The organism is Billgrantia ethanolica (assembly GCF_021404305.1).
Classification (GTDB): Bacteria; Pseudomonadota; Gammaproteobacteria; order Pseudomonadales; family Halomonadaceae; genus Halomonas; species Halomonas ethanolica.
Window position 1 is genome coordinate 233,911 of sequence record NZ_JABFTX010000002.1, and the last position, 25,391, is coordinate 259,301.

Sequence of the window (25,391 nt, forward strand, 5' to 3'; positions counted from 1 at the left end):
CTGACCGGTTCGATGGGAAACGATGGTTTCAGAAGCGCAGCGAGAGCTGGAAAAGCAGCATATTCCAGCGCCGTCGCGTCTCGCTGGGGTCGGGCTCGTCCTGCAGCGGCAGCCAGGCGGTACCATCGATATGGTGATACTCGGCAGCGAGCAGAACGCGGGGTGTCACACGCCATTGCAGCCCCAGTGTAATGTCCTTGGCATATTGAGTGTGGGCCGGCCCTCCCCCCATGGCTTCGAACGTGCTTCCGGAGCGGTCGTCTCTGTTGCTGACCAAGCTGTCGTAGCGAACCAGCCACTGCCAGTTCTCATGAAAACGGCGCGTATACTGCAAGTACCAGCTTTCCCCGGTGACATCGAAATTGAGGAAGGGGTTGGCGAAGCCGTCCAGCGTCGAGTGTCGCAGTGCATACTCGCCGGTCAGGCTCCAAAGTTCTGCGTTGTACTGCAACGACAGGATCCAGGGCTGGAAGTCGAAAGTGCCATCGCTCATCCCCGGGGCGTCGGAGACGAAGCGTGCACGGGCGTTGGCGGCACTGAGGGCTGCAACGATGCGCCCGCCGTCATGCTCGTAGCGTACCTGGCCTATTGCCGAGCGGCGAGGCTCGAGTGAGCCGGGAGTATCTTCGAGGCGCATGGTGCGCCTGAGGTCGTCCCCGGCCTGGATGTCACCCACCCCGACCTGGGTACGAATGATGCCGGTAGGCAGACGCTCCTCGTGATAGACGGTCATACCGTCCGCAGCGAGGCCGAGCGAGCGGGTACGATCGAAATAGATCGACTGCGGGAGCAGGATGCTGGGTCGGGTAAAAGCGACATCTCGGGTCTGATTGTAGAACCCGAGCGGATTCTTGAAGCGCCCGATCTGGATGCCCAGGGTCCTTTGCTGGTTGGAAAAGGGCTGGTAGTCGATGACGCCGTAGTCGAGCGCCGGCCTGGCATCGCTGCCATCGCCGCCGGCTCGGCGGCTGAGCACCTGTGCGGCGAGCAGAACGTCTTTGTGCGGCCGGATCGAAGCATTGGCGCCGATCTCGGTGTACTTGAGGCTGCCGCCACTGCTGCTGGGGCCGAAGAAGTCATTATGGTCGGAGACCACGTACGCCTGGCTCAGGAACCCGTGCAACTGCAGGGTATCCATGACGCCCTCCGCCATCGCGGCCGGCGCCCAACCCAAGGCCAGCATCAGCAGCAGCGAGCGCGAGCGACGACTACTCCATGGTAACGACTTGGACTCGATCATCCAGATACTCCCTTTCCAGATACCCAAGGGCGCCAGGCGTGGTGGCGACGCGTTCCAGCATCTCGATCTGACTGCCGACCTGACTGGGTGCCTGCCCTGTACCCGAGAAGACCATGCGGTCCCAGGCCAGCTGAAGCTGGTGTGGATATACCGTGAGCCGCTCCTTGGCGAAGCGGGCATGAACGGGATGGTTGTTGGGCAGAACGAAGACGCGAACGGCTTGCCCATCCGGCCAGCTGCGCTGCCGCATGGCAAAGATGGCTCGAGTGGTATCGCGGGTCAGGGAGGTGTTGGCCACCTGAGGATGGGCAATGAGCACGACCTGACGCTCCGCGGCGTGGGCCGACAGAGGCAGAAGTGCCACCAACAGTGGCAGAAGCATCAAACGGATCACCCCGGCCACGCGCCACCTTCCCGAAGATTGGGTCGATGCGGAGTGGCGAGTGCGAACGGCTGCGACACGATGCCGTCGGACAAGACGACTCTCATGCCTGGCCCATTGTCAGCGGCGGAAAGCCAGGACTTCATGAGCGTATCGATAATGATATCCCCCGATCCCCCTTGCCGAGTTTCACCCCCGCCCCGGCAAGTCATGCTCCCTGTTGATTATGTATCGTACTTTAGCCTCTGGGTGTCGTTGCACAATATAGGCATTTCACCGCCGTGACGAGACTACCCCGGGCCATGGCACTCATGATGCCACCAACACCCTCTCGGCACAGTAACATAGATTCAACGGGTTATGTGTGGCCGGGCGAGGCGCAGCAGCGCCCGGCTGGCCGGCAGGTGTTCCCGGTGTGCCCAGCTCGGCTCGAAGGGACCTCGGCGAGGAAAAAATATGGCATCATCATCGCTATCTTTGAGGCATTCCAACCAAGGACAGGCCAGAACTCTCATGTTTCTCGATCCTTACCATACCCAGACGGGCTCACGCGTGCGTATCTCGGCCCAGCAGGCAAGTGACTTCGCCAAGCGCATTGCCGGCGACTTCAACCCGATACACGATGCCGATGCCCGGCGCTTCTGCGTTCCTGGGGACTTACTCTTTGCTCTGGTGCTGAGCCGTTTCGGACTCTCGCAGCGGATGGATTTCCATTTTCGCAGTATGGTGGGAGACGGCACGCCGCTGAGCCTCGAGGAGAGCGACTCGGGCCAGGTCGAGGTCAAGGATGACGAGGGCAAGCAGTATCTGGCGGTCGGGCGCTCCGGCGCTGAGAATCATGATGCCGTCGCCATCGAAGCCTTCACGCGCTGCTACGTGGCCTTTTCCGGGAAGAACTTTCCCCACGTGCTCAAGCCTCTGCTCGAAGACCAGGGCGTGATGTTCAATCCCAAGCGCCCGCTGGTGATCTACGACAGCATGGGCTTCTCGCTCGAGCGCACCGATCTGACCGGCCCGACTCTCGAACTGGTCGATTCCCGCCTGGAGGTCAACGGTAAGCGGGGCGACGTGAAGCTCGAGTTCCGCATCGTCGATCGCGGAGAGGTGGTGGGCAGCGGTTCGAAGAAGCTGGTCGTAAGCGGACTCAGCGAGTACGACCCGGCGGCCATGGAGGCAATCGTCGCCGAGTTCTACCGGCTCAAGGCAGCTTACGAGAGCGCGCAGGAAGCCTGAAGTATCGAGGGCACTGAGCGCCGCACCATGCAGTGCTACACCATGACGGTTACCGGGCAGTGGGCCAGATCGATCACGCGATGGCTCACGCTGCCGACCAGTTTTTCGTGCAGAGCACCTAGCCCGCGGCGGCCCATGACGATGACGGGATTGCCGGGAAGACCGTGAGCGAAGTCGGTGATCGCTACCGCATAGTCCTCACCCACCAGCATGCGCGTGGCGATACCGGCCGGGACTTCCCCGAGGTGCTGGCGTGCCTGCTCGAAGATCTGCTCGGACTCGTCTCGCTCCTCTGAGCTGGGCTGTGGCGTATCTGCCGGACGGCAGTACAACAGCTCCACCGTGGCGCCGGCACGTCGCGCCAGCTCTCCGGCCAAGGCGGCGGCGCGGTTGCTGTGCCGGGAGCCATCGATCGGCAGCAGCACGCTGTCCATGAGTTCGCCGCTTGCGGTGGCTTCGGGGTGAACGATGGTGATCGGACAGCCCACCTTGTGCACCACCTCGTTGCTCACGCTGCCCTCCATGAACTTGGCGAAATCGCTGAGGTGGCGCGCCCCGATCACCAGCAGACAGCCCGGCTGGCTGCGAGCATGCTCGATGATGGTACGGGCGGGGTGACGCACGAAGCTCTCTTCTTCCAAGGTTACTTCCTTCAACGAAGGTTGGAGGGCCTCGGGAACAAGCCTTCTGGCATGCGCGAAGGCCGCCTGTGCTGCTTCCAGTCGCTGTGAGCGGTCGCGATCCGCTTCGGCGAGGCGGTTGGCCGGCACGTCGCTGAGCTCGGCCGGATTGAGGGGCATGACATGCACCAGCTGCAGCCGCGCCTTCAGCAGCTCGGTGAGCAGGGCGGCATGTTGCGTGGCGGCATCTGCCGCAGGCGAGCCGTCCACCGGTACGATCACGAGCGAAAGAGGCTCATGCATGCGAATTCCCCCTGAAGTCCAATGAGTGGTATGGCTGAACGGCCCATTGACCCTCGCCTTGGCTTAGCCTAGCGCACTTGAGGGGCGGGCGTCTGCTGCTCGCTCGGCACGTGCAGGGTCTTGCCGAACAGCATGCCGCCCCAAGGCAACTCGTTGGCGATCCGGCTCAAAGCGATCGAGCCGGTCATGCCGACCACGATCAGCAGCAGGGCATAGGCGGGTAAGGACAGCGCCACGAACTCACCGGCGAAATCGACGATGGCGAAGAACATCGGATGCGCCAGGTAGATGCCGAAAGAGTAGCGGTTGACGGCCTTCACCATGGGCGTGGCGTGCAGATTGCGCAGACGGGTCACGGCGAACAGCGTGAACAGAATGAAGAGCGGTACCACCCAGGTTTCCTTGGAGGAGTACTCCAGCCAGCCCGGCAGCGTGAGCAGGACGATGACGGCAATGTAGGCCAGCAGCAGCTCCGGCCGGGACAGCCACTTGAGCCAGGGCACTTCCTTCAGTCGCTCGGGAGCGAGCTGCGGGTAGTACTTCACCACCAGCATGGCCAGGAAGAACAGGTAGATCCAACCGAGCGGTGCGATCCACAGCAGGTAGCCCGGCGGTTCGATGCCGAGCCAGCGGGTCAGCCCCCAGTAGGCGATGCCGATGGCGCTGCCGATCAGTAACCACGGACCGGACGGCAGCCAGCGTGCGAGGTCATAGCGGCAGTAGAGCCAGTAGAAGGCGTAGAACTGCATGGCGATGATCAGGAAATAGCCGTGCCAGCCGGCGAAGACGAGGTACTCGGTCAGGTTTTCGACCAGGCCGACCGGCTCACCCTGGCGATGCAGGTTGATGTACTTCGTCATCGAATAGATCAAGCCGTAGACGAAGTAGGGCACCATGACGTACTGCAGGCGCTTGAGCAGAAAGCCGGACGGAGGCTGATTGCCGTAGCGCATCGAGAACAGAAAGATCGAGATGAAGATGAAGATGGGCGTGCCGAGCACGGTCGGGATGCGGGCCAGATCGACATAGACGTTATCGATATGCTGATTGAGCCGATCGAGAAAATGGAAGCCGAAGACCGCCAGGCAGCCATAGAAGCGCAGCCAGTAGATTTCTTCGATCCGCTTCATGTATCTCTTGCCTTCCTTGGTCTAGAAAACCCGTGCGAGGAACATCGGCCGTCGACTCAATGTCGGACCATGTCGAGACGGAAAGATTCCATTATCACGCTAGCGAATGTTCGCGCTGCGGCACAAGGAGCAGGAGTGCCATGACGATCAGACATACCCTTGCCGCTCTGCTGAGCCTGGCTCTGCTCTGGATGGGCAAGCTGCAGGCCGGCGAGGTCACCTACCATCGTTTCGCTTCGGAGGTTCTGGGGCGCGACTATCCCTACGCCCTCTACCTGCCGGAAGGCTATCACGAGAGCGAGCAGGCCTACCCCGTCCTGTATCTGTTGCATGGCTCCTTCGGCAGCGAGCGGGACTGGGTCGAGAGCGGCGGGCTCAGGCAGACCGCCGACCGCCTGATTCGCGAAGGGCGTATGCCGCCCATGGTCATCGTCATGCCCGGCAGCGAGAGCTGGTGGATCGACGGCCACAACGAAGCGGCCCGCACGGCCTTTCTCGACGAACTCATGCCCTACATCGAACAGGCCTGGCGCGTCGTACCGCAGCGTGAGTGGCGCGCCATCGGCGGGCTCTCCGCCGGTGGTTACGGCACCCTCAACTTCATCCTCGAACGTCCCGAGCTGTTCGCCGCGGCCGCGGCGCTGAGCCCGGCGAGCTATCACCCGTTGCCGCCCCGGCGTTCCACGGCGTGGCGGCACCCGGCCTTTCTCGATGCGGCGGGACGGTTCGACGAAGCACTCTGGCAGCGCAGCAACTACACCGCCTACCTGACCGACTACCTGGAGCGGGAGGAGGTCGTGCCGCTCTACCTGAGTGCCGGGCATCGCGACCCCTACAACGCCGAGCATCACGCCCGAGTCGTGCGTCAGGCATTGCTCCCGTACCAGCCCGAGCTGGTGACCATGGAAGTGCTCAACGGCGGACATACCTGGCGCGTTTGGCGTGCCAGCCTGCCCAATGCCCTGACCTGGGTGGGGCGCTTCCTGCAGGGGCCGGTGCCGCTCGAGACGCTGGCCGAAAGCCGCGTGGCGGAGGAGAAGGTCGCCGAAGCTCCTTGAGCCGCCCTCCCAAGTGAGGGTGGGTGAGGGCCGAAAGCGGGGTTGGCGAAGCGCCCTGCAGACTTTAGTCTCAAGGCTCGCTCCCTTTCAGGCTCTCCCTCAATGCACCCACAGCGCCAACATCTTCACAATGAGCTGCACGCCCGCCCGTCGATCTACTTCGCGGAACCGGCTCATGTCCACCATTACGCCTTCCTCGCCGACGCCGAGGAGCACGCCGGCCTGCTGGCGAGCCTGAGCGAGACCACCGGTCTTGCCTTCGATACCGAGCGGGTTCAGCAGATCGTCACCCTGGATGAGGCGGTGCTGAAGTGGGAGCGGCACACCGAGTTCTCCACCCTCACCCTGATGGTGCCGAAGGTGCCGGATAGCGAGCCCTGGCCGGCGCCGCCGGCCTGGCTGGCGCAGGTCGTGGATGCCTGCAGCGCGACCCTGATCAATGCCACCCTGGTATTGGCGGAAGGCAGCGATACCTGGCGGGGCAGCGCCGAGGCCTACGGTTTCGCCGACCCCGCCGGTTCGCAGGTGGGCGGCGGCGATGCCACGGTGTGGGGCGACTTTCGCCTGGATGACAATGGCGTCAATCGCCTGCTGTTGCTCAATGCGGGCCTCAACGCCTTTCGTCTGGGGCGCATGGTGCGCCGCCTGCTGGAAATCGAGACCTATCGCATGATGGCCTCGCTCTCGCTGCCCCTGGCCAAGGAGCTGGCGCTGGAGCTGCAGGCCTACGAGGTGGAGCTGGGCGAGCTTTCCGACCGTAATGCCGAGCAGGCGGAGGCCAACCCGCGCCCGCTGCTGACGGCGCTGTCGCAGCTCTCGGCCCGGCTGGAGCGCAGCGGCAGCCGTTCGCGCCAGCGCTTCAGCGCCACCGAAGCCTATGCGCGTATCGTCTTTTCCCGCATCGAGGAACTGCGAGAGGCGAGGGTCGGCGACTGCCCGCGCCTCGGCACCTTCATCCTGCGCCGGTTTCGACCCACGGTGCATTACTGCGCGGCCATCCATCAGCGCCAGCAGCGTCTGGCCGAGAGCGCTGCCCGCCTGAACGACCTGCTGCGCACCCGTGCCCAGGTCGAGATCGAAGAGCAGAACACCAGCATTCTCAACAGCCTGAACGAACGGGCCAGTATCCAGCTCAAGATCCAGAAGGCGGTGGAGGGGCTCTCGATCATCGTCATCAGCTATTACATCTTCAGCCTGTTCAAGCTGGGTCTCGAGAGCCTCAAGGGGCTCGGTGTCGAGGTGCAGCCGTACCTGGCGGCGGCCGTGCTCACTCCGCTGGGCGGGTTGATCATCGGGTTGCTGGCGTGGCGGATCTGGCGGGTCAAGCGCCACTGAGGCGGTGTCAGTGGCCGCTGCGCCTGACACGCGCACGCAGTGCGACGAGGCCCAGGCTCAGCAGGCCGACCAGGGCGGCCAGCAGCAAGGGGAAGGCGCCGGTACCGGCCCGCTCCAGCAGCGGGCCGGTCAGCGAGGGCAGGGTCATGCCGCCGGTACCGCTGGCCAGGAAGATCCAGCCGGTGGTACGCCCATTGAGGGTCATCAGCTGATGGCTCAGCCCGAACAGGATGGGAAATATGGCCGAACAGGCCAGGCCGAACAGCAGCGCCACCAGCGGTAGCGGCAGCCACAGGAAGTGCAGCGCCAGCGCACTGAACAGGCCCAGCGCCAGGCAGCCGCGCAGCACCTTCCACGGCGACAGGCGCCGCAACAGCGGGATTGCCAGCAGTCGACCCGCCGACAGGGTCAGCCAGAACAGCGTCACCATCAGCGCCGCATCGCCCGGTGCCAGGCCGTTGAGCATGCCATAGGCGGTGATCCAGCCGGCAAAGGTGATCTCGAGGCCCACGTAAAGACCGAACATCGCCAGAAAGATTGCCAGTCGCACGCCGTCATGGGGCGGTGGGTCGGGGCGGTCGCTTGCCGTGTCATCCGGTGGGCGCGGGCTCGAATGACGCAGCAGCGGCACGCTGAGAACTACCGCATAGAGCGCGACTAACCAGAAGGCCCAGGCGAAGGAGAGCTGCAGGTAGAGCACCGCCACCACGACCAGGGGGGCGAGCATGTTGCCCAGGCCGAAGCAGAAGTGCAGGGCGCTGACCCAAGGGGGCGAGGCGGGGCCGTGATTCCACAGCAGCAGGGTGTTGCCACCGGCATTGACCGAGACCTCGGCCATGCCCAGCAGGAACATCACGGCCGTGAGCAGCATCAAGGCCGGGGAGAACGGAACGGCGAACAGGCCTGCCGCCATCAGCAGCAGCATGGCCACCAGCACACGGTGGCCGTCGAAGCGGTCGATCAGCGCGCCGGAGAGCACCGAGCCCAGCATGGTGCCAAGGGCGCGGGCGGTGAACAGGATGCCGATCTGCCCCATGCTCGACCCTGTCATCTCGGCCAGGTGCGGCAGCGCCGGGCCCAGCAGGCCGGTACACATGCCAATGGCGATGAAGGTGACGAAATAAGACAGCGTGACCCGAACCTGGGGAGAGGTCGGCAAGATGTGCATGAGAACTCCGCTGAATGTCCTTCCCTGGGCGAGGCAGTGCAAGCCGCCTCGTTGACTCACGAGCGGTCGAGTATAGTCGGGTTGTAAAACCCAGGGAGAAGATTTGCATGAGCAGCTTGCCAGCCAACACTCCGCCGCCACCCTACTATGCCGTGATCTTCACCTCCATCCGTACCGAGGAAGACAACGGTTACGGCCTCATGGCCGAGCGTATGGTCGAACTGGCCGCCCAGCAGCCGGGCTTTCTGGGCATCGAGTCGGCGCGGGACGAGCTCGGTGTGACCGTTTCCTACTGGCAGGATCTGGAATCGATCCAGCGCTGGAAGCAGCAGGTCGAACATCGCGAAGCCCAGCGGCTCGGGCGCAGCGAGTGGTACGCCGCCTACAAGGTGCGTATTGCCAAAGTAGAGAGGGAGTATTCCTTCGGCGACTCATAGCGGACCGCCCCGGCGCCCCTCGGCGCCGGGGCGGTCGTTACTCCTCTCCGTCGATGCGTTCGAGCAGGTCTGCCACGGCCTGTTCGAGCTGTCGGTCGCGTTCGGCCACTTCGTCCTGGGGTGTCTGCTCCACCAGCAGGTCCGGCATGGCGCCGTTGTGCTCCATGTCGGTGCCATCTGGAAGGTACCAGCCGCGGAAGGGACGCCGCACGGTGGCGCCGTCGATCAACGTGTGGCTGTTGGTGGAGATCACCCCCCCGTAGGTCTGTTGACCCACCAGCCTGCCGCGCCCCAGCGTGGTGAAGGCGTGGGCCAGGATCTCGGCATTGGAGTAGCTCTTCTCGTTGGCCAGCATATTGATCGGCAGCGTATAGCGCGGGGCGTCCAGCCGATCCTGGGGATAGTGGCCGGTCGCGTCGCGGTCGGCACCGGCCGGTATCGTATAGGCGTGCTCGCCGGCCATGATCGAGGTGAGGATGCGGTCGGTGGTGTTGCCGCCGCCGTTGTTGCGCACGTCGATGATCAGGCCGTCCTTGCCTTCTGCCGCCGCATAGAGGTCGCCCTGGAAGCCCTCCAGTGAGGTCTGATTCATGGCCTGAATGTGCAGGTAGCCGAGCCGCCCGTCAGAGAGCTCCTCGACACGGCTACGACTCGCTTCGCGGAAAGCGTCGTACTTGAGCCGGGCCAGCTCCGTCAGGCCCACCGTCTGCAGCATGGTGCGATATTCGGTGTAGCCATCTTCACCCGGGCGGTCGAAGGTGACGATGACCTCCTGGTCCACCTGGCCGCGCAGGTGCTGCAGCAGCGTTTCATTCTCCTCGATGGGTCGCAGGCCGAGCTCGGTGATCACGTCGCCCGGCGCCAAGGGCATGGGGCCGCGACTGGCGGGTCCTTCGGGAATCACCTCGGTGACGCGAAAGCCGATGCGACCGTCCTGCTGCGAGACGATTCTATCGTACTCGATACCCAGCCGGCCCGAGGGCTCACGCAGCGCCGACACCGGTCCCGGGTTGGATACGCCCATGTGAGACGCTGCCAGCTCTCCCATCAGGCGATTGGTGATGTCGCTGAACTCGCTGGGGGTGCGCGCCCGGCGAATCAGCGCGGCATAGTCTTCCACCACCTGGGGCCACTCCAGCCCTTTCAGGTCGGTGCGGTAGAAGTTCTCGCCGATGACCCGCGCCGCCTCATGGAACTTCTGCAGCGATTGCTGGCGCAGGTCGATGCGCAGCCGGTCAGAGATGTCCAGGTAGCGGGGTGAGCCGCTGCCGGAAAGGTTGGCCACGCCAACCCGGCCGTTGACGATGTAGACCACCTGCTCGCCGGTGATGTTGAGCTGCTGAACGTTGGCCTGCGGTCCGATGCGGGTGCGCTGACTGCCGTCCCAGTTCATGGCCACCAGCCCTTCGCCGCCGGCATTGAACACGTAGCGGTCACCGCCCGGGGTCATCTCGTTGGCGGTCTGGTGCGCCGGTGAGGCCGTCACCCGTTCGATGCGCCGCCAGGCGTCGTCCAGCTCGAGCTCCGGGACGTTCTGGGCCACCGCCTCGGTGTCGCTGTTGTTGGCGCCATCGTCCGTCACCGGTAGTGGCGATAACGCCTGCGCTGCCTCCCGGGCACTGCGGTAGTAGCTGGTGAGTTCACGCGGGGTGTAGGTCTCGATCTCGCGGTCCAGATAGACCCGGTAGAGATCATAATTCTCGCCGGAGCGGTTGGAGATGAAGGTCAGCTTGCGGCTGTCCGCCGACCAGCGCGGGTTCAGGTCGTTGCGCGGATGGCGGGTGATGTTTACCGGTTCCGCCGAGCCATCCGCCGGCACCACGAAGATGTTGGCGCTGTAGTCGAGATCGTTCTGCGAATAGGCGATATAGCGGCTGTCGGGCGACCAGCGCCACTGCATGAAGCTGTCCCAACCCTCGATCAGGGTGCGCTCCTCGCCGCTCTCCAGGTCGAGAATCACCAAGTCGCCGCGCCCGCGGCGGAAGGCCAGGGATCGGCCGTCGGGTGAGGGCGAGACGTCGCGGTCGTTGGTCTCCTCGGTCACCACCGGACTCACGTCGAACTGAATGGCGTCGTGCCAGCGGGTCGGGTCGCGATCCGCCGGCAGGTCGTCGGGCAGTTCTTCCTCCAGATCCTCCTCGGGGATGCTCTCCACTTCCACGGCAGGTTCCTGGGGCGGTGGCGGCACGTCGGTGGGGCCGCCCGGCTGCGTACTCGGCACCGGGTCCAGAATGAAGCCGGGGTCCTGCGGGGCGAAGGGGTCCTCGGGTTCCTCGCCGCGAAGGGTCAGGTCGGGGTCGTAGTCGTTCTCACGCTCCGGCTCATCGGGCTGGTCGGGGTCTGCACCGGGACCTTCCGAAGCGAGCGAGACGTTAGGGGACCCATCCCAGTGGCGAGCCGATGGGCGACCTCTCGCTTGCTGTCGTTCGTGGGTGCGCCGCACTTCGTCCCGAGTCAGCGTCACCCGCGCTCGATAGATCGACTCGCTGCCGTCGGCGTCATTGACGAAGTAGAGCCTCAGGCCGTCGGGAGACCAGGCGAGGCTGTGATTGCGGGCATGGGTGCCGGGGGTGACCAGCAGCGTCGGGCTCTGTTCGTCCACATGGCGCACGTAGACGCGACCATAGGCGATGTAGGCCATGGTCTGACCGTCCGGGCTCAGGGCCGCCTCGCTGACGTCACGGTCGATGCGCCGCAGGCTATGGGTATCGCGCCCGTCGTCCGGGGCGCGCAGGGCAATGGGTTCGGGCTCGGCATCCGGCTGTTCCAGGTCCAGCTTCAGCAGAGTGTCCCATACCTGCAGCACCGCGGTACTGCCGTCGCGGGAGACGTCGAAGTATTCCAGATCGCGTTCATCGAATTGCGTGAGTCTCTCGATGGTGCGCTCGGCATCCAGCTCCATGCGGTAGAGATTGACGGTCTGGTCCTCGCGGTCGGACATGAACAGCAGCGTACTTTCATCGACCCAGCGTGCCATGCCGTCGTCGCCGTCGCGCTCGGTCAGCGGTTCGAAGTCATCGCTGCCGAGTTCGTGCAGCCAGACGTTCATGGCATCGGGGCCGCGGTAGTGGCGTCGGTTCCAGTCGTGGTAGGCCCCGCCACGGGTGAACACCACGTGTCGGCCATCCGGGGAGAGCTGCGGCTCGGAGCCGAAGGCGTCGTGCAGTCGGGTATATTCCCCACCCTCCGGCGAGAGTCGATAGGGGCGCTGGTCGCGGTACACGTCGGCCTCGAGCATGCCCGAAAAGGTGATCACCGGCTCGCCGCTCTCGTCGAGGCCGACGGTCGGGTTACGCAGATGCTGGTCGCCGTAGGTGAGCTGCGAGAGCAGGCTGCCGTCGCGATTCATGCGCCACAGGTTGAGGTAGCCGTCGCGCATCGATGCGAACACGACCCACTCACCGTCAGGGCTCCAACTGGAGTGCAGATCGTCGTAGTTGTGACGCGTCAGGCGTACCGCCGTGCCGCCGTCCGTGGAGGCGCGCCACAGGTCGCCGCGCCAGCTGAAGAGGATCTCGGAGCCGTCGGGACTGACGGAGGGAAAGCGCGGCAGGCCGACCTGCCCCGACTGAGCCTGGACGGCGGCTGGCAAACTTGCCAGCAAGCCGCTCATCACCGTCAACAGGGATAAACGGCGCACCGTGGTGCATAGGGGCGTACGGAGGGCGCGGAGTCCATGCATTGTCGAACCTGTCCTTAATGCCGATGCCATGCTTCCACACCGTAGCAACGATCATAGTCAACTTCGAATACGAATCGATCGGTTTGGTCTGATGCAAGGCCCTGCGCTAGGCTTTCGCCCGAAAGCGCGCGTTTCGCCAACCGTTCAGGGAAGGAGGGGGCATGAGTGACGCACGCGATCCATATCCCGATGCATTGCGTGCCGTTGCGCTGCTGATCGTGGTGCTCGGGCACTGGGTTGCCACACTGCCGCGAATCGAGCATGGCATGCTGGTGGAGACCGGCCACATCCTCGATGCCTGGCCGCCTGCGGGCTACTTCACCTGGGTCGTGCAGGTGGTGCCGCTGTTCATCCTCGTTGCAGCAGCGGTGAGTTCGGAAGGGGTATGGGAGCGCTATCGCGCCGGCGAGTCTCATGCCCGCTGGTGGTCTGCCCGAGCGCTGGGGTTGGCCCGCCCCACCGTGACCTATCTGGTGGTGCTGTCCGTCTTCGTGGGCATCTCCTTCTTCACTCGGGATGGCGTGCTGGGTCCGCTCAACCATTCGCTGACCGTGCATCTGTGGTTCCTGCTGATCCTGCTGAGCGTTCAACTGGTGCTGCCGCTCTCCGTCTGGGCCGACCGTCGCTTCGGCTTGTGGTCGGCGGCGGTGCTGATTGCAGCCATCGCCTTGGTGGATCTGCTGCGTGCGCGCCCCGCTGTCTTCGAGGAGTGGCTGATTCTGGGGCGCCTGGTGACTGCGGAGCATGACTACTTCGCCTGGATCAACACGCTGTTCTTCTGGCTATTGCCCCAGCAGCTCGGCATCGCCTGGTGGAATGGCCGATTCAGCGGTTGGCGTATCGGCGCCGCGCTGATGCTGTTCGGGCTGGCCTGGCTGCTGGCCGCCGTCGCCCTTGGCTATCCGCCTTCGATGGTCAACGGCGATGCGGGCGGCGATACCAACCTGCTGCCGCCGACCCTGGCGCTGCTTGGCGTCATGTGGTTTCAGGTGGGGCTGGTGGTGTTCTTCGAGACGCCGGTGCGGCGCTTTCTCAAGCGTCAGCACCTGGGGCGCTGGATGGCGATGATCGGCGCGTTCGGGCTGCAGCTTTATCTGTGGCACAAGCTGGCCGAGCTGCCGGCCGCCTGGCTGGGACAGCGCCTGGGTTGGCCCATCGACGCCGGCATGCCTGGCGAGCCTGGGTTCTGGATCGGTCGCCTGGAGTGGATCGGGCTGTGTGCACTGATGGTGGTGCCGGTGATGATCGTGGTGGTGCTCTTCGAGCGCTACCGCAAGCAGCATGTCGCCCCTGCCACCCAGATGAGACGCATCGTTTCCGGGGGCGTAGCGCTATTCCTTGGCTTGAGCATCAGTCTTGGGCTGGGGGCTCTTCCCGGTGCGCTCATCGGCCTGCCCCTGGTGGCGCTCGCTGCCTGGTTGCTGCGCGCTCCTCGTCAGGCCTGACGAGGAGAGCCATTGGCGTATGGCTGCGATGATCCACTCCGGATCGTCGACCGGCAGATCGTGACCGCCGTTGGGGTGGCACAGCAGTGGCCAGCCCCAGCGCTCGGCAATACGTCGCGAGCAGTGCCACGACACCATTCGGTCGGTTTTCGAGGTCAGCACCAAGGCCGGCAAGCCGGGCAGTTCCTGAGGCACGGGGAACCCTCTGGCGGCGGCCAGCAACTGGCGCACCAGGTTGGCCTTGCTCACCGGCGCTTCGCGTTGCCAGCGGGCGTATCGCTGCGCCACGCCGTGCAGGTCGCTTTGCAACCGGGTGGTCATACGCAGAATCGCGAGCTCGCGTCGTTCATGACTGAGCGGCAGCAGCAGGGCCATCAGCAGGCGTGGATATTGCCGTGGACGCAAGCGCTGGTAGAAGGGGGCCGTGCCACGCAGGCTCGAGTTGATCAGCACCAGACACGCCACCTCATCGGGAAAACGCTGTGCCCAGCGCAGCGCCACCATGCCGCCCAGCGAGATCGCCAGTACCCGGTGCGGGCCACGGTTGCCGGCAGCGTTCAACTCACGGCGCAGTGCATCGACCATGCCGTCGATGTGAGTCGGGCTGGCCTCGCGCCAGAGCACCCCGTTGCCGGGAAGATCCACTGCCCTGGCCGGTTGTTGCAGCACCTGGGCCAGCCGCTCAGGAAAGCCTTCCCAGTGGCGTGCCTCGCGTACCAGACCGCGCAGCAGGATCCAGCCGGGGCATGTCTCTGAATGACTATCCATACAAGGGGGCTTTATCTCATGGTGCCTGCTCTTCCGCCTGCGTCAGAACGACTTGGGGCTCGGGCGTGCCATGGGCGAGGCATCGTTGGGTGTGTAATGAACGGCGGGAGTAGCTTCCGGCCGGCCCGAGACCAGGCGGTTGCCCATCACCTTGAGTACACCCCGTCGCGTAAAGGCCGAAATGTTGGCCATGCGCCCCAGGCTTTCACCGTCGGCCGTGACCGTGTGGCCATGACGCAGCTGAATATGGCACTGGGGCGATTGGAAATGCACCACGGTTTCGTTGGAACGGGGTGTCTGCCTCAGCAGCTTGGTGGCAACGAAAGCCATCAGCACGCGTAGCCATGAGTGATGCCGTACCGCCACCACGTTGAGCATGCCGTCGTCGATGCTGGCCTCAGGGATCTCATGCCCGCCGCCGAAATAGGCACCCGAGGCAATGGCGATGGTGAGCCATGGGCCCTCGACCGAGCGGTCGTCGCACTCGATACGGCCATGGATACCGCGCTGCATGCCGAGCCGCTGCGCCAGCGTCAGCAGATAGCTGAATCTGCCCAGGTGGCGCTTCTGCTCCCGGGAGGCTTGGCGGGAAGGCAGCGTGCCAAGGCCGATGTGCGCGACATTGAGGAAGGCCGTGCCGTTGAGCCAGGCGACATCGACCTCCAGGCTTTGCTGTGAGGCCATCAGCCTGCACAGCTCCAGCGGGTCGTCAGGCAATCCCAGGTTGCGGGCGAAGTCGTTGGCCGTGCCGGAGGGCAGCACGCCCAAAGTGGCACCTCGCTCGATGCAGACCGATGCGACCCGGTTCACCGAGCCATCGCCCCCGGCCACCAGCACACGATCGTCGGGTGCCACCTCCTGCTCCCACTCGGTCTCGTTGAGCCCGCGGACGCGCAGCTCCTCGATACCCGCCGTCTGAAGATAGCCCCGCCAGTACGACTCGCCGTGGCTGCCATCGCCCGCCGCCTTGTTGACGATCAGCCAGTAGTTCATCGGTGTCTCCTTCACCTTGGTACATTCCTTGAACATAAGAATAAGAACTAGGATAGCGAGCTATTGTTCCGCTCGCCTTAGCATAGGTGGAGTCGCTTGGGTTCGTTATCCAGGTGAAGAAAGAACACCCACTCGGTACCGCTCAAAACAGAAAAAATTCCACGGGTTCAGCGGTATGCAGTGCGGGGCAGGGCATGATTCAATCTGCCCATATCGACACGCCGAACAGGCTGCCCCCACCTCATTCGTTTTCCCAAGTCAATGACATGCGGTCGGCGCTTTGTGCGCTGGCTGTTCGGCATGTCATTGCCCTGAATCGGGAAAATGCGAGGAAAAGGGGGCCACCAGGTGTCGAGACCGAACGCTCTCATCACCCTGATAGGAGGCCCCCTGTGCCCATGGAGAACCTCTCGACCATTCCAGCCACCATGCACGCCATGGTCCTGACCGGCCACGGCGACATCGACAAGCTGGTGTATCGAAGCGACGTTGCCACGCCGCGTCCCGGGCCGGGGGAGGTGCTGGTACAGGTCACTGCCACGGCCAAGAACAACACCGACCGCAAGGCCCGTGAAGGGCTCTATCCGACCAAGGACAAGGGCGAGGTGACCTCCTTCGCCATGGGCGGCGAGCCGACCCTGACCTTCCCGCGCATCCAGGGCGCCGACGTGGCTGGCCGCGTGGTGGCGGTGGGCGAGGGTGTCGCTGCTTCGCGCATCGGTGAGCGCGGTCTGCTCGACTTCAATCTCTATGCCGACGCGCGGCGCGACATCAACCTGACGCCGGACTACTACGGCCACGGTGCCGATGGCGGCTACGCCGAGTACATCGCCGTGCCGTCGGACCAGTTCCATCACGTGCCCAACCCGGAGCTCGCCGACGCCGAGCTGGCGGCGATGGGCATGTGCTCTTATCAGACCGGCTACCACATGATGACCTCGGCCAGGGTCGCGGCGGGGGAGCGGGTGTTGGTCAGCGGGGCCAGCGGCGGCGTGGGCGCGGCGCTGATCCAGATGTGCCGCATCGTCGGTGCGATTCCCTATGCGGTGAGTCAGCCCGACAAGGCCGAGGCGCTGCTGGCGCTGGGCGCCGAGGCGGTGATCGACCGCGGCGATCTCTCCACCTTCGTCGAGCGCGTGCTCAAGGCCACCGGTGGGGCGCCCATCGATGCGGTGATGGACCTGGTCGGCGGCGAGATGACCGATCTGTTCATCGACACCATGATCGGCGACATGAAGGCGCGCACCACCTACCCGCGGCTCTCCATCGCCGGGGCCAGCGGCGGTAACCTCAGCGAGATCATGTGGACCCGCATCTATCTCTACCAGGTGCAGATCTTCGGCGTTTCCCACGGCACCCGCGAGGAGGCCGAGCAGCTCATCGAGTGGATTCGTTCCGGCCAGCTCAAGCCGGTGCTGCACGCTGCGTTCAAGCTCTCCGAGCTGCACGAGGCCGAGCGCTACTTCGTCAACCGCGGCAGCAACTACCTGGGCAAGATCGTCGTCGTGCCCGATTCCCAATGGGCCGAGCACGGTGCTCCCTTTGCGCTCGAGGGCAATCTTTTCAAGGGCACCGTTTTCAAGGACAACGCATGAGCCACGAACTGACCCTGCAACTGCTCGACACCCATGCCGGCGGCGACGTCAGCCGGATCGTGATCGGCGGTATCGACCCGCTGCCCGGCGACACCGTGCGCCAGCAGATGGAGTACCTGGAGAACGACGCCGACGGCCTGCGCAAGCTGCTACTGGGCGAGCCCTACGGCATTCCCGAGATGTCGGTGGATCTGATCGTGCCCGCCTGCGATGCCAGGGCGCAGATGGGCTACATCATCATGGAGGTGATGGGCTACCCCATCTATTCCGGTTCCAACACCATCTGTACCGCCACGGCGCTGCTCGAAACCGGGCTGATCCCCAAGCGCGAAGGTATCCAGCACTTCACGCTGGAATCCCCCGCCGGGCTGGTGAAGATCGAAGCGCGGGTCGAGAACGGCGTAGTGGAGGCGATCACCTGTGGCGGTCTGCCGAGCTACATCGACACCCATCGGGCCACCATCCACGTGCCCGAGGTGGGCGACGTGACCTACAGCATCGCCTACAGCGGCGGCTTCTACGCCCTGGTGGATGCGGCCGAGCTCGGCTTCTCGCTCAAGCGCGAGGAGGAGCGCGCCCTGGCCGAGTGCGCGCACCGCATCGTCGAGGCGATCCAGGCGCGCAGCGGCTTCTCCCACTACACCCTGGGCGACGTCGGTCCATTGCCGTTTCTGCACTTCATGGGGCCGGTGGAGCAGATCGCCGACGACTTCTACCGCTCACGCTCGACGACCTACGTGCACCCCGGCGTGATCTGTCGTAGCACCACCGGTACCGGCACCTCGGCGCGGCTGGCGCTGATGCACTACGAGGGCACCATCAAGCCCGGCGACCGCCTGGAAACCGTCTCGCTGCGCGAAACCGGTTTCATCGGTCAGTTCATCGAAGCGCGTGAGGCCGGCGGCAAGCACCAGGTGGTGGAGAACACCATCACCGGCAAGAGCTATGTGCTGGCGCGCTCGGAGATCGTGGTCAACTGCGAAGATCCGATGGTCGACTGTGGCGGGCTGCACCATATCCTGGCAAGCCGGCATCAGTCGTAGCGACGTCGCCACTGTTTCACGGCGATCTGCTCCTTGACCAGTTCGAGCATGTCGACGAGCACCTGTTCGGTCACCCGATCGGTGTGCTCGTCGACCTGCAGCCAGGTGTCGAAGCCGCTGTCGGCCAGGCGTTCCACCAGGGCGGTGAACTCCGGCGAGCGCAGCCCCACCATGGCCTCATGCACCAGACGACAGGCCAGGTCGCTCATGCTCGCCTCCATGCTGCGGGCGAGCGTATCGCCCATCGGCAGGCGTCGCAGGCGCTTCATTTCCTGACTCTCCGCCACCGTACGGCTCACTAGCGAGCTGACGTAGCGCATCGTATCGTCGCGGTTGCGCGCATAGGCATTGCCGGTCATCTCCTCCAGCCGGCGTGTGAGTTCGTGAATCAGCTGCTGCTTGCGCGGCATTACCACTTGGTCGACGACCCGCGTGGAGAACGAATCGTTGGAGCGGATCTGCTCCTGCATGTTGCCCAGCAGGCGAATCGCCACGCGATCGGAGAGCTCTTCGAAGAAGATGTCGTAGTACTTGGTGTAAACGGCGTAGAGCCGCCAGCGGCGCACGTCGATCAGCCCCAGCCGCTGTAGACGGCCCAGCAGCGAGATCACGCGCAGAATACGCAGCAGGCGGAACCCCCCCACCGGGATGCAGCCCAGCACGTCGTACCAGTGCACGAACGGGTAGAAGAACCAACGGTGGTAGCGTCGCTCGGCGATGGCCACCGCCCAGCCCAGCAGCACGTCGAGCACGAAGAGGGCGACGAAGAGCAGGTCGATCTCGACGAAATTCTCGTGGATATGCCGGTCGTAGATGCCGTGCAGCCCTGGGGCGACGGCGGCGAAGGCCGCGTTGAGCGGACCGAGCAGGAACAACGCATCGAACAGCAACAGCGCCAGATTGACCACCACCAGCACGATGATCAGCAGATCCCAGACCAAGTGCAGGCGTTCCAGCCCGGGGCTCAGCGGGCGCGAGACTCTTCTCGACGGCATGGAGGCTCCTTGCACGGCGTTTAGGCTAAAGGTTAGCAGCCATTCCCCGCCTACAACTTGATCTTGCCGCGCAGCGCCTTGGCTTGCCCCTTCTTCGTCTTCTTGTCCATGCGCTTCTGCTTCGAGGCGCGGCTCGGCTTTGTCGGTTTGCGTGCCTTGCGCGTCTTCACCGCTTCCTGAATCAGCGCCTTGAGCCGCTCCAGGGCGTCTTCGCGGTTCTGCTCGAAGGTGCGAAAGCTCTGCGCCTTGATCACCACCACGCCCTCCTTGGTGATGCGGCTGTCGGAGAGTGCCAGCAGTCGCTCCTGGTAGAAGGGCGGCAGGCTCGAAGCGCGAATGTCGAAGCGCAGGTGCACCGCGGAGGCCACCTTGTTGACGTTCTGGCCGCCCGCGCCCTGGGCACGTATCTGGCTGATCTCGATCTCGTGGTCGGCCAGTTCCACGCTATTGGAGAGTCGCAGCATGTCGGCCTCCTGACGATGGTTGGTGGGAGAGCTGCAACGTAGGCTAGGCCTTGCTGCCGTAAGCCAAGCTTACCTCTTCGAACAGCCAGTTGGCGAAAGTCGCCATGGCCGCGCTGGGCTTGCGTGACTTGAGCCGCGTCAGCCAATAGCTGCCCAGCGCGGCGTGAATGTCGAAGGGCTGCACGACCTGGCTGCTATCCAGCTGGCGCGCAAACATGCGCGGTGGCGCGAGGGCTACCCCTGCCCCCTGCACAGCGGCTTCCATCATGGCCAGCGAAGAGTCGAAGGTGATGCCACTGGGTCGCGCGGGGGGGCGGGCGATGCCAGCGGCGGCGAACCAGTGGCTCCACTCGCTCTCGCGATAGGAGCGCAGCAGGGTCTGGCGGAAGAGGTCCGATGGCGCCTTGAGCGCTTCCGCCAGGCGCGGCGTGCACAGGGGGGAGTGCGGCGCATCGAAGAGCCGCTGCGCCTCGAGCCCGTGCCAGGCTCCATCGCCGAAGCGAATGGCGTAGTCCAGTCCTTCGCTGGTCATGTCCACCCGATTGTTATGGGTCGAAATTCTGACTTCGATCAGCGGATGCCGGGCCTGAAAGCGCGCCAGGCGTGGCAGCAGCCAGCCCACCGCAAAGGTACCCACTGCACCGACATGGAGAACGTCGCGTACCCTGCCGCCTTCGAGCCGCTCCAGCATGTCCGCCATGCGGTCGAAGGACTCCCGCATGACCGGCAGCAGCGCCTCGCCCTCGGCGGTGATCATCAATCCCCGCGGCAAGCGCTTGAAGAGTGCCACTCCCAGGCGTTCTTCCAGCAGCTTGACCTGATGACTCACGGCCGCTTGGGTCACGTTCAGTTCGTCGGCGGCGTGGGTAAAGCTCAGATGGCGTGCCGCCGCCTCGAAGGCGCGCAAGGCGTTGAGTGGCAGATAAGGTCTCGTCATATGCCCAAGCTCAGTTTATGGCTCGTGCAAGATATCATGGTTTGAACCTCTCGCCAGCCGGCCGCTACTCTGCGTTGCGACGCGTCGACTTCCCCAAGAGAACCCTACGACAAGCGGACGGAACCATGATCATCAAGAAAAAAGCCCTCAAAACATTCATGGCAGGCGCGCTAGCCCTTGCGCTGGTGCCGGCCGGCGCCATGGCCGATGCGTGGCAGCAGCGCAGTGACTGGAGCGAGATCTTCCGTGCCAACGAAGCCAGCGGCACCCTGTTGGTGGTCGACAAGCGCGACGGTGGCACAACAACGCTGGTACACGACGGCGAGCGAGCCCGGGAGCGCTTCGTGTCGGCTTCCACCTTCAAGATTCCCCACACCCTGTTCGCTCTGGATGCCGGCGTGGTGGAGGATGAGTTCCAGGTCTTTGCCTGGGACGGCATCGAGCGCAGCATTCCCCAGTGGAACGCCGACCATGACCTGCGCTCTGGCATGCGCAGCTCGGTAGTGTGGCTCTACCAGCAGTTCGCCCGCGAGCTGGGCGAGGAGAGCGAACGCCGCTATCTGGAAGCGATCGGCTACGGCAACGCCGAGATCGGCGACCAGTTGGAGCACTTCTGGTTGGAGGAAGATCTGTTGGAAATCTCCGCCGAGGAGCAGATCGCATTCCTCGAGCGTCTCTACCGCAATGAGCTGCCGTTCGACGAGGCCGACCAGCGCCTGGTCAAGGATCTGATGATCACCGCTGCCGGCAGCGACTGGATAGTACGCGGCAAGACTGGCTGGAGCGGCCAGCTCGGCTGGTGGGTGGGCTGGGTGGAGCGCCCCAACGGCCCGGTGTTCTTTGCGCTCAACATGGAAACCCCCAACCGCATGGCCGACCTGCCCAAGCGTCAGGGTATCGTCGACGAGGCGTTGCGTACCATCGAGGCGCTGCCACCGGCGAACTGATCACGCTTGCCCAGGGGCCGCCCCGCGCTCGTTGCGGGGCGGCTTCCAGGCTCAATCGAGGCGACGCTCGACCGCTTCGAAGTAGGCGCGAATGCGTGCCGCGTTGGCGCCGACGTCGCTGCGCCCCATGCGTGAGGCCGAGCGAACGTCGAGGCGAACGCCATCGTCGGTCTGATCGAGGCGAATGACGATGTCGTCCTTGAAGCCGAACCAGGTGGTGGTGTCGGTGGCCTCGATGCGGGTCAGGGAGTTGTGCGCCAACTGCCAGCCCATGTCCAGCGCGGCTGCCTCGGCGACGTCGCGGGCCAGGTTCAGTGGCACGTCGAGGATCATTGGCTGAATGTCGGGGTAGGCCTCGCGCTGCTGGCGGGCTACGGTCTCGCCGGGGTACTCCACCGCATTGGGAGAGGCCTCGCGGGCTGCCGCCAAGGTTTCGAAGGCGGGTGGGTTCTCGGTATCGGTGCTGATGTCATGTATCGGCGGGGCCGTCTGGGCACGCTGCCAGTGCAGCCAGGGTACGGTGAGCATGGCGGCGGTCGCGACCACCACCAGTCCGCCGATCAGGGCCGGCTGCAGGCGTCGGCAGAAAGTCGCGGCGATCAGCGCCAGCAGCCCCAGAGTCGCGGCGCCGGCGGATAGATAGACGCCACGGCGCAGCATGTCGAAGGCGCTGCCCAGGGGCAGCAGCTCCAGGCGATAGGCCGGTCCGGCGCCGGCCAGCAGCAGCGCGCCCAGCAGCAGCACCAACAGGCTGAACCAGGCAAGGCGGGACAGCCATCGGCCGCCTCGCGGGCGGCGTCGTGAGTTCAGGGCGGACATGACGATGCTCGTCTAGCCAGGAATCGATACCTTCAGCATATCCTCTCGGGCCGGGGGTTGCCGTAAGTCGATTTGCATTTCGCCCCCACCTGCCGCTCACGGCTGCTATCGTTTGCATAAGGTTCATGCCGTTCGCACTAAGTTCATGCCGTTCGCACTAGGTTCATGACAAGCAGCGCATGGAAGCCATGTATTGGCGCGTGCAAGCGCGCTTCGCAGGAGGCAAGGGATATGCCGACTCGCTCCGATTCCGACCGCTACGGAAGTTCCAAGCATCACAACCTGCTCGGCGTGCCCGTGCATCGCGCCGTCTTTCTCACCTCTGCCACGCTCATCCTGACTCTGGTGGCCTTCGGGGTCGCCATGCCAGAACGTCTCGAAGCCGGCGCAGGGGCGGTACAGGACGCCATCTCCGACAATCTCGGCTGGTTCTACTTGCTGGCGATGAACGCCTTTCTGATCCTGGCGCTCTATCTGATCTTCAGCCGCTACGGCAGCGTCAGGCTCGGCGGTGAGGACGAACGCCCCGAGTTCTCCACATGGGGCTGGTTCTCGATGCTGTTCGCTGCCGGTACCGGCGTGGGCCTGCTGTTCTACGGCGTGGCCGAGCCGGTCTCCTTCTTTGCCGACCCACCCTTCGGCGAGGCCGAAACCGAGCAGGCGGCGAGCGACGCGCTGGTGCACAGCTATTTCCACTGGGGGCTGCATGGCTGGTCGATGTACGGCCTGGTGGGCCTGTCGCTGTGCTACTTCTGCTTCAATCGCGGCCTGCCGTTGACCATTCGCTCGGCGTTCATGCCACTGCTGGGCAGCAAGCGGGTGGAGGGCCCCGTCGGCAACGGTATCGATGCCATGGCCGCCACCGGCACGCTGATCGGCGTTGCCGTGTCGCTGGGCCTGGGCGTGCGCCAGATCAACACCGGGCTGGAGCACGCCTATGGCATACCCGACAACATCGGCGTACAGATCGCACTGATCGCCGGCATCACCACGGTGGCGCTGATATCGGTGCTCTCCGGCCTGGCCAAGGGCATTCAACAGCTGTCGAAGCTAGCGATGATCTTCGGCGCCGCCCTGGTGCTCTATGTGTTGCTGTTCGGCCCCACCCAGTTCATCTTCAACTCGATGTTGCAGAGCCTTGGCAATTACATCAACGAGATTCCCAGTCGGGGGACCTTTACCGAGGCCTTCAGTCCGCCCGATGCCGAGAGCTGGCAGAACGACTGGACCCTGTTCTACTTCGCCTGGTGGATCTCCTGGTCACCCTTCGTCGGTCTGTTTATCGCCCGCGTTTCGCGTGGCAGGACCCTGCGTCAGTACCTGCTGGGCGTGCTGCTGGTACCCACACTCACCTCGGTGCTTTGGCTAACGGTGATGGGCGGCTCGGCGATCTATCGCGAGCTGTTCGAGGCGGCTGGGCTGGTCGACATCGTCGAGGACCAGCCCGAGCTGGCGTTCTTCCTGTTCCTCGACCACTTCCAGCTGCCCGAGTGGGTCGTCTCCACCAGCATGACGCTGATGATTGCCACGGTGGCGATCTTCTTCATCACCTCGTCGGATTCCGGCTCGCTGATCATCGACATCATCACCTCCGGCGGCGATCCCCATCCACCCCGGGCCACACGGGTGTTCTGGGCCATCCTGGAAGGCGTGGTGGCGGCCGTGCTGCTCACCGCAGGCGGACTGGAGGCGCTGCAGGCGGTGGCGACCATCTCGGGGCTGCCTTTCGTGGTGATCCTGCTGCTGATGTGTGCCGGGCTCTACCTGGGACTGCGACGCAACGAGAACGGCAAGGATGGGCAGGCGTCAAGCACGACTTGACGCCTGCTCGCATCGGAGCCAGCTTGAAGGACAAGGGAATTCTGCGAAACGGTGACGCCAAGGAGGCATGCCATGAGCCGTTATCATCGACATCGGGCTGACGAACTGGAAGAGGAGATTCGTCGTTCCCGTGCGCATCTCGACGACACTCTGCACGAGCTTGAGAGTCGCCTATCTCCGCCTCGTATCAAGCAGAGCGTCAAGCGCCACCTGCCTCGCAGGGATGGGGCCGGAGCGGGCTTTCTGCGTAACCTCGGGCATTCGATCCGCGAAAATCCCCTGCCGGTGCTGGTTACCGGTGTCGGCCTCGGCTGGTTGGTCGTTTCTCAGCTGCGCTCCGGATCACGTGGGCAGCGCCGGGCCGAGTCGTCAGCGGCTGGTGCGAAGATCCCAACTCGTCAGGAAGCGCCACAGCGCATGGTGGCCACGCACCTGGGCACCCAGCAGGGGCGCAGCCGCGTCTCGACGCATCGACCCGACGTGGTCGGCGTGGCCACGCATCTCGGCACCGGGCAGGGCTGGAGCGGCTATGTGTACCCGCAGTCATGAGAGGCCTGGCCTATCGCGTCGGAAGCTCCCGGCGCTTCGGGAAGCCCTGCCGATTCATCGCTCTTGCCATCCTGCTCGGCGGAGCGCCGCCGCTCTGGGCTCAGGCCGAGATGGAGGCGTCGTTTCCCGAAGATGGCGCAAGTCTCGAGCGGGCACCCGAGGAGTTGACGTTACGGCTCGGCGAACCACTGCGCCTGACGCTGTTTGCGGTTTCCGGACCCGAAGGCATGGTCGAGCTGGGTGACTCCACCAAGGATACCTTGGCTGAGCGTCACCGTGTCGTGCCGGCGGGCCGCATGGTGCCGGGTGAATATCGTATCGTCTGGCGTGGCACTGCCGCCGGCGGCACGGTCTCGGCAGGCGGTTATCGGTTCGAAATCATGGAGTAACGGGGCTGCTCACCGTGAAAATTGCTCGAAGCGTACGC

At 64.5% G+C, this 25,391-nt stretch carries 23 protein-coding genes; 11 read left to right on the forward strand and 12 right to left on the reverse strand.

The features are described from left to right. Window positions 1-28 precede the first annotated feature (28 nt). Complete coding sequence (locus HOP53_RS09935; protein WP_234269881.1) at window positions 29-1,240, reverse strand: hypothetical protein; 1,212 nt, start codon at window positions 1,238-1,240, stop codon at window positions 29-31. Further along, on the reverse strand, window positions 1,209-1,622 hold the full coding sequence (locus HOP53_RS09940; protein WP_234269882.1) for a hypothetical protein: 414 nt from the start codon (window positions 1,620-1,622) through the stop codon (window positions 1,209-1,211). Before HOP53_RS09940 ends, HOP53_RS09935 begins: the two co-directional genes overlap by 32 nt. Window positions 1,623-2,135: 513 nt before the next feature. Here HOP53_RS09940 and HOP53_RS09945 point away from each other — a divergent pair. Further along, window positions 2,136-2,855 carry a DUF3581 domain-containing protein gene (locus HOP53_RS09945; protein ID WP_234269883.1) on the forward strand — a complete coding sequence of 240 codons (720 nt, stop codon included), beginning with the start codon at window positions 2,136-2,138 and terminating at the stop codon, window positions 2,853-2,855. 35 nt (window positions 2,856-2,890) lie between these two features. Here HOP53_RS09945 and HOP53_RS09950 read toward each other — a convergent pair whose 3' ends face one another. Further along, window positions 2,891-3,778 (reverse strand): universal stress protein, encoded by an 888-nt coding sequence (locus HOP53_RS09950; protein WP_234269884.1) that lies wholly within the window; start codon window positions 3,776-3,778, stop codon window positions 2,891-2,893. A 68-nt stretch (window positions 3,779-3,846) separates the two neighbouring features. Then, window positions 3,847-4,908, reverse strand: coding sequence for an acyltransferase family protein (locus HOP53_RS09955; protein ID WP_234269885.1), 1,062 nt, complete (start codon window positions 4,906-4,908; stop codon window positions 3,847-3,849). Between the two features lie 140 nt (window positions 4,909-5,048). Here HOP53_RS09955 and HOP53_RS09960 point away from each other — a divergent pair, with 140 nt between their 5' ends. Both HOP53_RS09960 and HOP53_RS09965 read left to right on the forward strand, forming a co-directional pair. After that, window positions 5,049-5,966: an alpha/beta hydrolase gene (locus HOP53_RS09960; protein ID WP_191223531.1), complete on the forward strand. Its 918-nt coding sequence runs from the start codon at window positions 5,049-5,051 to the stop codon at window positions 5,964-5,966. 102 nt (window positions 5,967-6,068) lie between these two features. Next, window positions 6,069-7,301, forward strand: a complete 1,233-nt coding sequence (locus HOP53_RS09965) for a DUF3422 domain-containing protein (RefSeq protein ID WP_234244154.1) — start codon at window positions 6,069-6,071, stop codon at window positions 7,299-7,301. A 7-nt stretch (window positions 7,302-7,308) separates the two neighbouring features. On the opposite strand, the gene HOP53_RS09970 is transcribed toward HOP53_RS09965, so the two are convergent. Beyond that, window positions 7,309-8,469 (reverse strand): MFS transporter, encoded by a 1,161-nt coding sequence (locus HOP53_RS09970; RefSeq protein ID WP_234269886.1) that lies wholly within the window; start codon window positions 8,467-8,469, stop codon window positions 7,309-7,311. A 107-nt stretch (window positions 8,470-8,576) separates the two neighbouring features. Here HOP53_RS09970 and HOP53_RS09975 point away from each other — a divergent pair, with 107 nt between their 5' ends. Then, window positions 8,577-8,906, forward strand: coding sequence for an antibiotic biosynthesis monooxygenase family protein (locus HOP53_RS09975; RefSeq protein WP_234269887.1), 330 nt, complete (start codon window positions 8,577-8,579; stop codon window positions 8,904-8,906). A gap of 37 nt (window positions 8,907-8,943) precedes the next feature. Here HOP53_RS09975 and HOP53_RS09980 read toward each other — a convergent pair whose 3' ends face one another. After that, window positions 8,944-12,588 (reverse strand): S41 family peptidase, encoded by a 3,645-nt coding sequence (locus HOP53_RS09980; RefSeq protein ID WP_234269888.1) that lies wholly within the window; start codon window positions 12,586-12,588, stop codon window positions 8,944-8,946. A gap of 161 nt (window positions 12,589-12,749) precedes the next feature. On the opposite strand from HOP53_RS09980, the gene HOP53_RS09985 reads away from it, so the two are divergent. Further along, window positions 12,750-14,033: an acyltransferase family protein gene (locus HOP53_RS09985; RefSeq protein ID WP_234269889.1), complete on the forward strand. Its 1,284-nt coding sequence runs from the start codon at window positions 12,750-12,752 to the stop codon at window positions 14,031-14,033. Here HOP53_RS09985 and HOP53_RS09990 read toward each other — a convergent pair. Next, entirely contained in the window at window positions 13,920-14,801 is an 882-nt protein-coding gene (locus HOP53_RS09990) for an alpha/beta fold hydrolase (RefSeq protein WP_234269890.1), read from the reverse strand. The two genes, HOP53_RS09985 and HOP53_RS09990, sit on opposite strands and share 114 nt — an antisense overlap. A gap of 42 nt (window positions 14,802-14,843) precedes the next feature. Then, window positions 14,844-15,794 carry a diacylglycerol/lipid kinase family protein gene (locus HOP53_RS09995; RefSeq protein ID WP_234269891.1) on the reverse strand — a complete coding sequence of 317 codons (951 nt, stop codon included), beginning with the start codon at window positions 15,792-15,794 and terminating at the stop codon, window positions 14,844-14,846. A gap of 398 nt (window positions 15,795-16,192) precedes the next feature. Here HOP53_RS09995 and HOP53_RS10000 point away from each other — a divergent pair, with 398 nt between their 5' ends. Both HOP53_RS10000 and HOP53_RS10005 read left to right on the forward strand, forming a co-directional pair. Further along, a complete protein-coding gene (locus HOP53_RS10000) occupies window positions 16,193-17,389 on the forward strand; it encodes an alcohol dehydrogenase catalytic domain-containing protein (RefSeq protein ID WP_234270424.1) in 1,197 nt (398 codons plus the stop codon). Then, on the forward strand, window positions 17,386-18,432 hold the full coding sequence (locus HOP53_RS10005; protein ID WP_234269892.1) for a proline racemase family protein: 1,047 nt from the start codon (window positions 17,386-17,388) through the stop codon (window positions 18,430-18,432). Before HOP53_RS10000 ends, HOP53_RS10005 begins: the two co-directional genes overlap by 4 nt. Here HOP53_RS10005 and HOP53_RS10010 read toward each other — a convergent pair. Genes HOP53_RS10010 through HOP53_RS10020 form a run of 3 tightly spaced genes read right to left on the reverse strand, consistent with a single transcriptional unit; the run spans window position 18,423 to window position 20,828 of the window. Continuing rightward, complete coding sequence (locus HOP53_RS10010; RefSeq protein WP_234269893.1) at window positions 18,423-19,427, reverse strand: ion transporter; 1,005 nt, start codon at window positions 19,425-19,427, stop codon at window positions 18,423-18,425. The genes HOP53_RS10005 and HOP53_RS10010 overlap by 10 nt on opposite strands. A gap of 50 nt (window positions 19,428-19,477) precedes the next feature. Next, window positions 19,478-19,891 carry an alternative ribosome rescue aminoacyl-tRNA hydrolase ArfB gene (arfB, locus tag HOP53_RS10015; RefSeq protein WP_234269894.1) on the reverse strand — a complete coding sequence of 138 codons (414 nt, stop codon included), beginning with the start codon at window positions 19,889-19,891 and terminating at the stop codon, window positions 19,478-19,480. Between the two features lie 43 nt (window positions 19,892-19,934). Beyond that, on the reverse strand, window positions 19,935-20,828 hold the full coding sequence (locus HOP53_RS10020; protein WP_234269895.1) for a LysR family transcriptional regulator: 894 nt from the start codon (window positions 20,826-20,828) through the stop codon (window positions 19,935-19,937). 158 nt (window positions 20,829-20,986) lie between these two features. On the opposite strand from HOP53_RS10020, the gene blaOXA reads away from it, so the two are divergent. Then, complete coding sequence (gene blaOXA, locus HOP53_RS10025; protein ID WP_422677608.1) at window positions 20,987-21,775, forward strand: class D beta-lactamase; 789 nt, start codon at window positions 20,987-20,989, stop codon at window positions 21,773-21,775. A gap of 51 nt (window positions 21,776-21,826) precedes the next feature. On the opposite strand, the gene HOP53_RS10030 is transcribed toward blaOXA, so the two are convergent. After that, on the reverse strand, window positions 21,827-22,594 hold the full coding sequence (locus tag HOP53_RS10030; RefSeq protein ID WP_234269897.1) for a DUF1499 domain-containing protein: 768 nt from the start codon (window positions 22,592-22,594) through the stop codon (window positions 21,827-21,829). Between the two features lie 231 nt (window positions 22,595-22,825). Between HOP53_RS10030 and HOP53_RS10035 the strand changes: the two genes are divergently transcribed. The 3 genes from HOP53_RS10035 to HOP53_RS10045 all read left to right on the forward strand — a co-directional run bounded on the left by HOP53_RS10035 (window position 22,826) and on the right by HOP53_RS10045 (window position 25,353). Beyond that, on the forward strand, window positions 22,826-24,415 hold the full coding sequence (locus tag HOP53_RS10035) for a BCCT family transporter (protein ID WP_234269898.1): 1,590 nt from the start codon (window positions 22,826-22,828) through the stop codon (window positions 24,413-24,415). A gap of 72 nt (window positions 24,416-24,487) precedes the next feature. Beyond that, window positions 24,488-24,964 carry a DUF3618 domain-containing protein gene (locus tag HOP53_RS10040; protein ID WP_234269899.1) on the forward strand — a complete coding sequence of 159 codons (477 nt, stop codon included), beginning with the start codon at window positions 24,488-24,490 and terminating at the stop codon, window positions 24,962-24,964. After that, on the forward strand, window positions 24,961-25,353 hold the full coding sequence (locus tag HOP53_RS10045; protein WP_234269900.1) for a copper resistance CopC family protein: 393 nt from the start codon (window positions 24,961-24,963) through the stop codon (window positions 25,351-25,353). Before HOP53_RS10040 ends, HOP53_RS10045 begins: the two co-directional genes overlap by 4 nt. Window positions 25,354-25,391: the final 38 nt, after the last annotated feature.

What these genes read in the sequence shown, in the direction of transcription:
- HOP53_RS09935 (WP_234269881.1), bottom strand. Translation starts at nt 1,240, where the DNA reads ATGATCGAGTCCAAGTCGTTACCATGGAGTAGTCGTCGCTCGCGCTCG.
- HOP53_RS09940 (WP_234269882.1), bottom strand. Translation starts at nt 1,622, where the DNA reads ATGCTTCTGCCACTGTTGGTGGCACTTCTGCCTCTGTCGGCCCACGCC.
- HOP53_RS09945 (WP_234269883.1), top strand. Translation starts at nt 2,136, where the DNA reads ATGTTTCTCGATCCTTACCATACCCAGACGGGCTCACGCGTGCGTATC.
- HOP53_RS09950 (WP_234269884.1), bottom strand. Translation starts at nt 3,778, where the DNA reads ATGCATGAGCCTCTTTCGCTCGTGATCGTACCGGTGGACGGCTCGCCT.
- HOP53_RS09955 (WP_234269885.1), bottom strand. Translation starts at nt 4,908, where the DNA reads ATGAAGCGGATCGAAGAAATCTACTGGCTGCGCTTCTATGGCTGCCTG.
- HOP53_RS09960 (WP_191223531.1), top strand. Translation starts at nt 5,049, where the DNA reads ATGACGATCAGACATACCCTTGCCGCTCTGCTGAGCCTGGCTCTGCTC.
- HOP53_RS09965 (WP_234244154.1), top strand. Translation starts at nt 6,069, where the DNA reads ATGCACCCACAGCGCCAACATCTTCACAATGAGCTGCACGCCCGCCCG.
- HOP53_RS09970 (WP_234269886.1), bottom strand. Translation starts at nt 8,469, where the DNA reads ATGCACATCTTGCCGACCTCTCCCCAGGTTCGGGTCACGCTGTCTTAT.
- HOP53_RS09975 (WP_234269887.1), top strand. Translation starts at nt 8,577, where the DNA reads ATGAGCAGCTTGCCAGCCAACACTCCGCCGCCACCCTACTATGCCGTG.
- HOP53_RS09980 (WP_234269888.1), bottom strand. Translation starts at nt 12,588, where the DNA reads ATGCATGGACTCCGCGCCCTCCGTACGCCCCTATGCACCACGGTGCGC.
- HOP53_RS09985 (WP_234269889.1), top strand. Translation starts at nt 12,750, where the DNA reads ATGAGTGACGCACGCGATCCATATCCCGATGCATTGCGTGCCGTTGCG.
- HOP53_RS09990 (WP_234269890.1), bottom strand. Translation starts at nt 14,801, where the DNA reads ATGGATAGTCATTCAGAGACATGCCCCGGCTGGATCCTGCTGCGCGGT.
- HOP53_RS09995 (WP_234269891.1), bottom strand. Translation starts at nt 15,794, where the DNA reads ATGAACTACTGGCTGATCGTCAACAAGGCGGCGGGCGATGGCAGCCAC.
- HOP53_RS10000 (WP_234270424.1), top strand. Translation starts at nt 16,193, where the DNA reads ATGGAGAACCTCTCGACCATTCCAGCCACCATGCACGCCATGGTCCTG.
- HOP53_RS10005 (WP_234269892.1), top strand. Translation starts at nt 17,386, where the DNA reads ATGAGCCACGAACTGACCCTGCAACTGCTCGACACCCATGCCGGCGGC.
- HOP53_RS10010 (WP_234269893.1), bottom strand. Translation starts at nt 19,427, where the DNA reads ATGCCGTCGAGAAGAGTCTCGCGCCCGCTGAGCCCCGGGCTGGAACGC.
- arfB (WP_234269894.1), bottom strand. Translation starts at nt 19,891, where the DNA reads ATGCTGCGACTCTCCAATAGCGTGGAACTGGCCGACCACGAGATCGAG.
- HOP53_RS10020 (WP_234269895.1), bottom strand. Translation starts at nt 20,828, where the DNA reads ATGACGAGACCTTATCTGCCACTCAACGCCTTGCGCGCCTTCGAGGCG.
- blaOXA (WP_422677608.1), top strand. Translation starts at nt 20,987, where the DNA reads ATGGCAGGCGCGCTAGCCCTTGCGCTGGTGCCGGCCGGCGCCATGGCC.
- HOP53_RS10030 (WP_234269897.1), bottom strand. Translation starts at nt 22,594, where the DNA reads ATGTCCGCCCTGAACTCACGACGCCGCCCGCGAGGCGGCCGATGGCTG.
- HOP53_RS10035 (WP_234269898.1), top strand. Translation starts at nt 22,826, where the DNA reads ATGCCGACTCGCTCCGATTCCGACCGCTACGGAAGTTCCAAGCATCAC.
- HOP53_RS10040 (WP_234269899.1), top strand. Translation starts at nt 24,488, where the DNA reads ATGAGCCGTTATCATCGACATCGGGCTGACGAACTGGAAGAGGAGATT.
- HOP53_RS10045 (WP_234269900.1), top strand. Translation starts at nt 24,961, where the DNA reads ATGAGAGGCCTGGCCTATCGCGTCGGAAGCTCCCGGCGCTTCGGGAAG.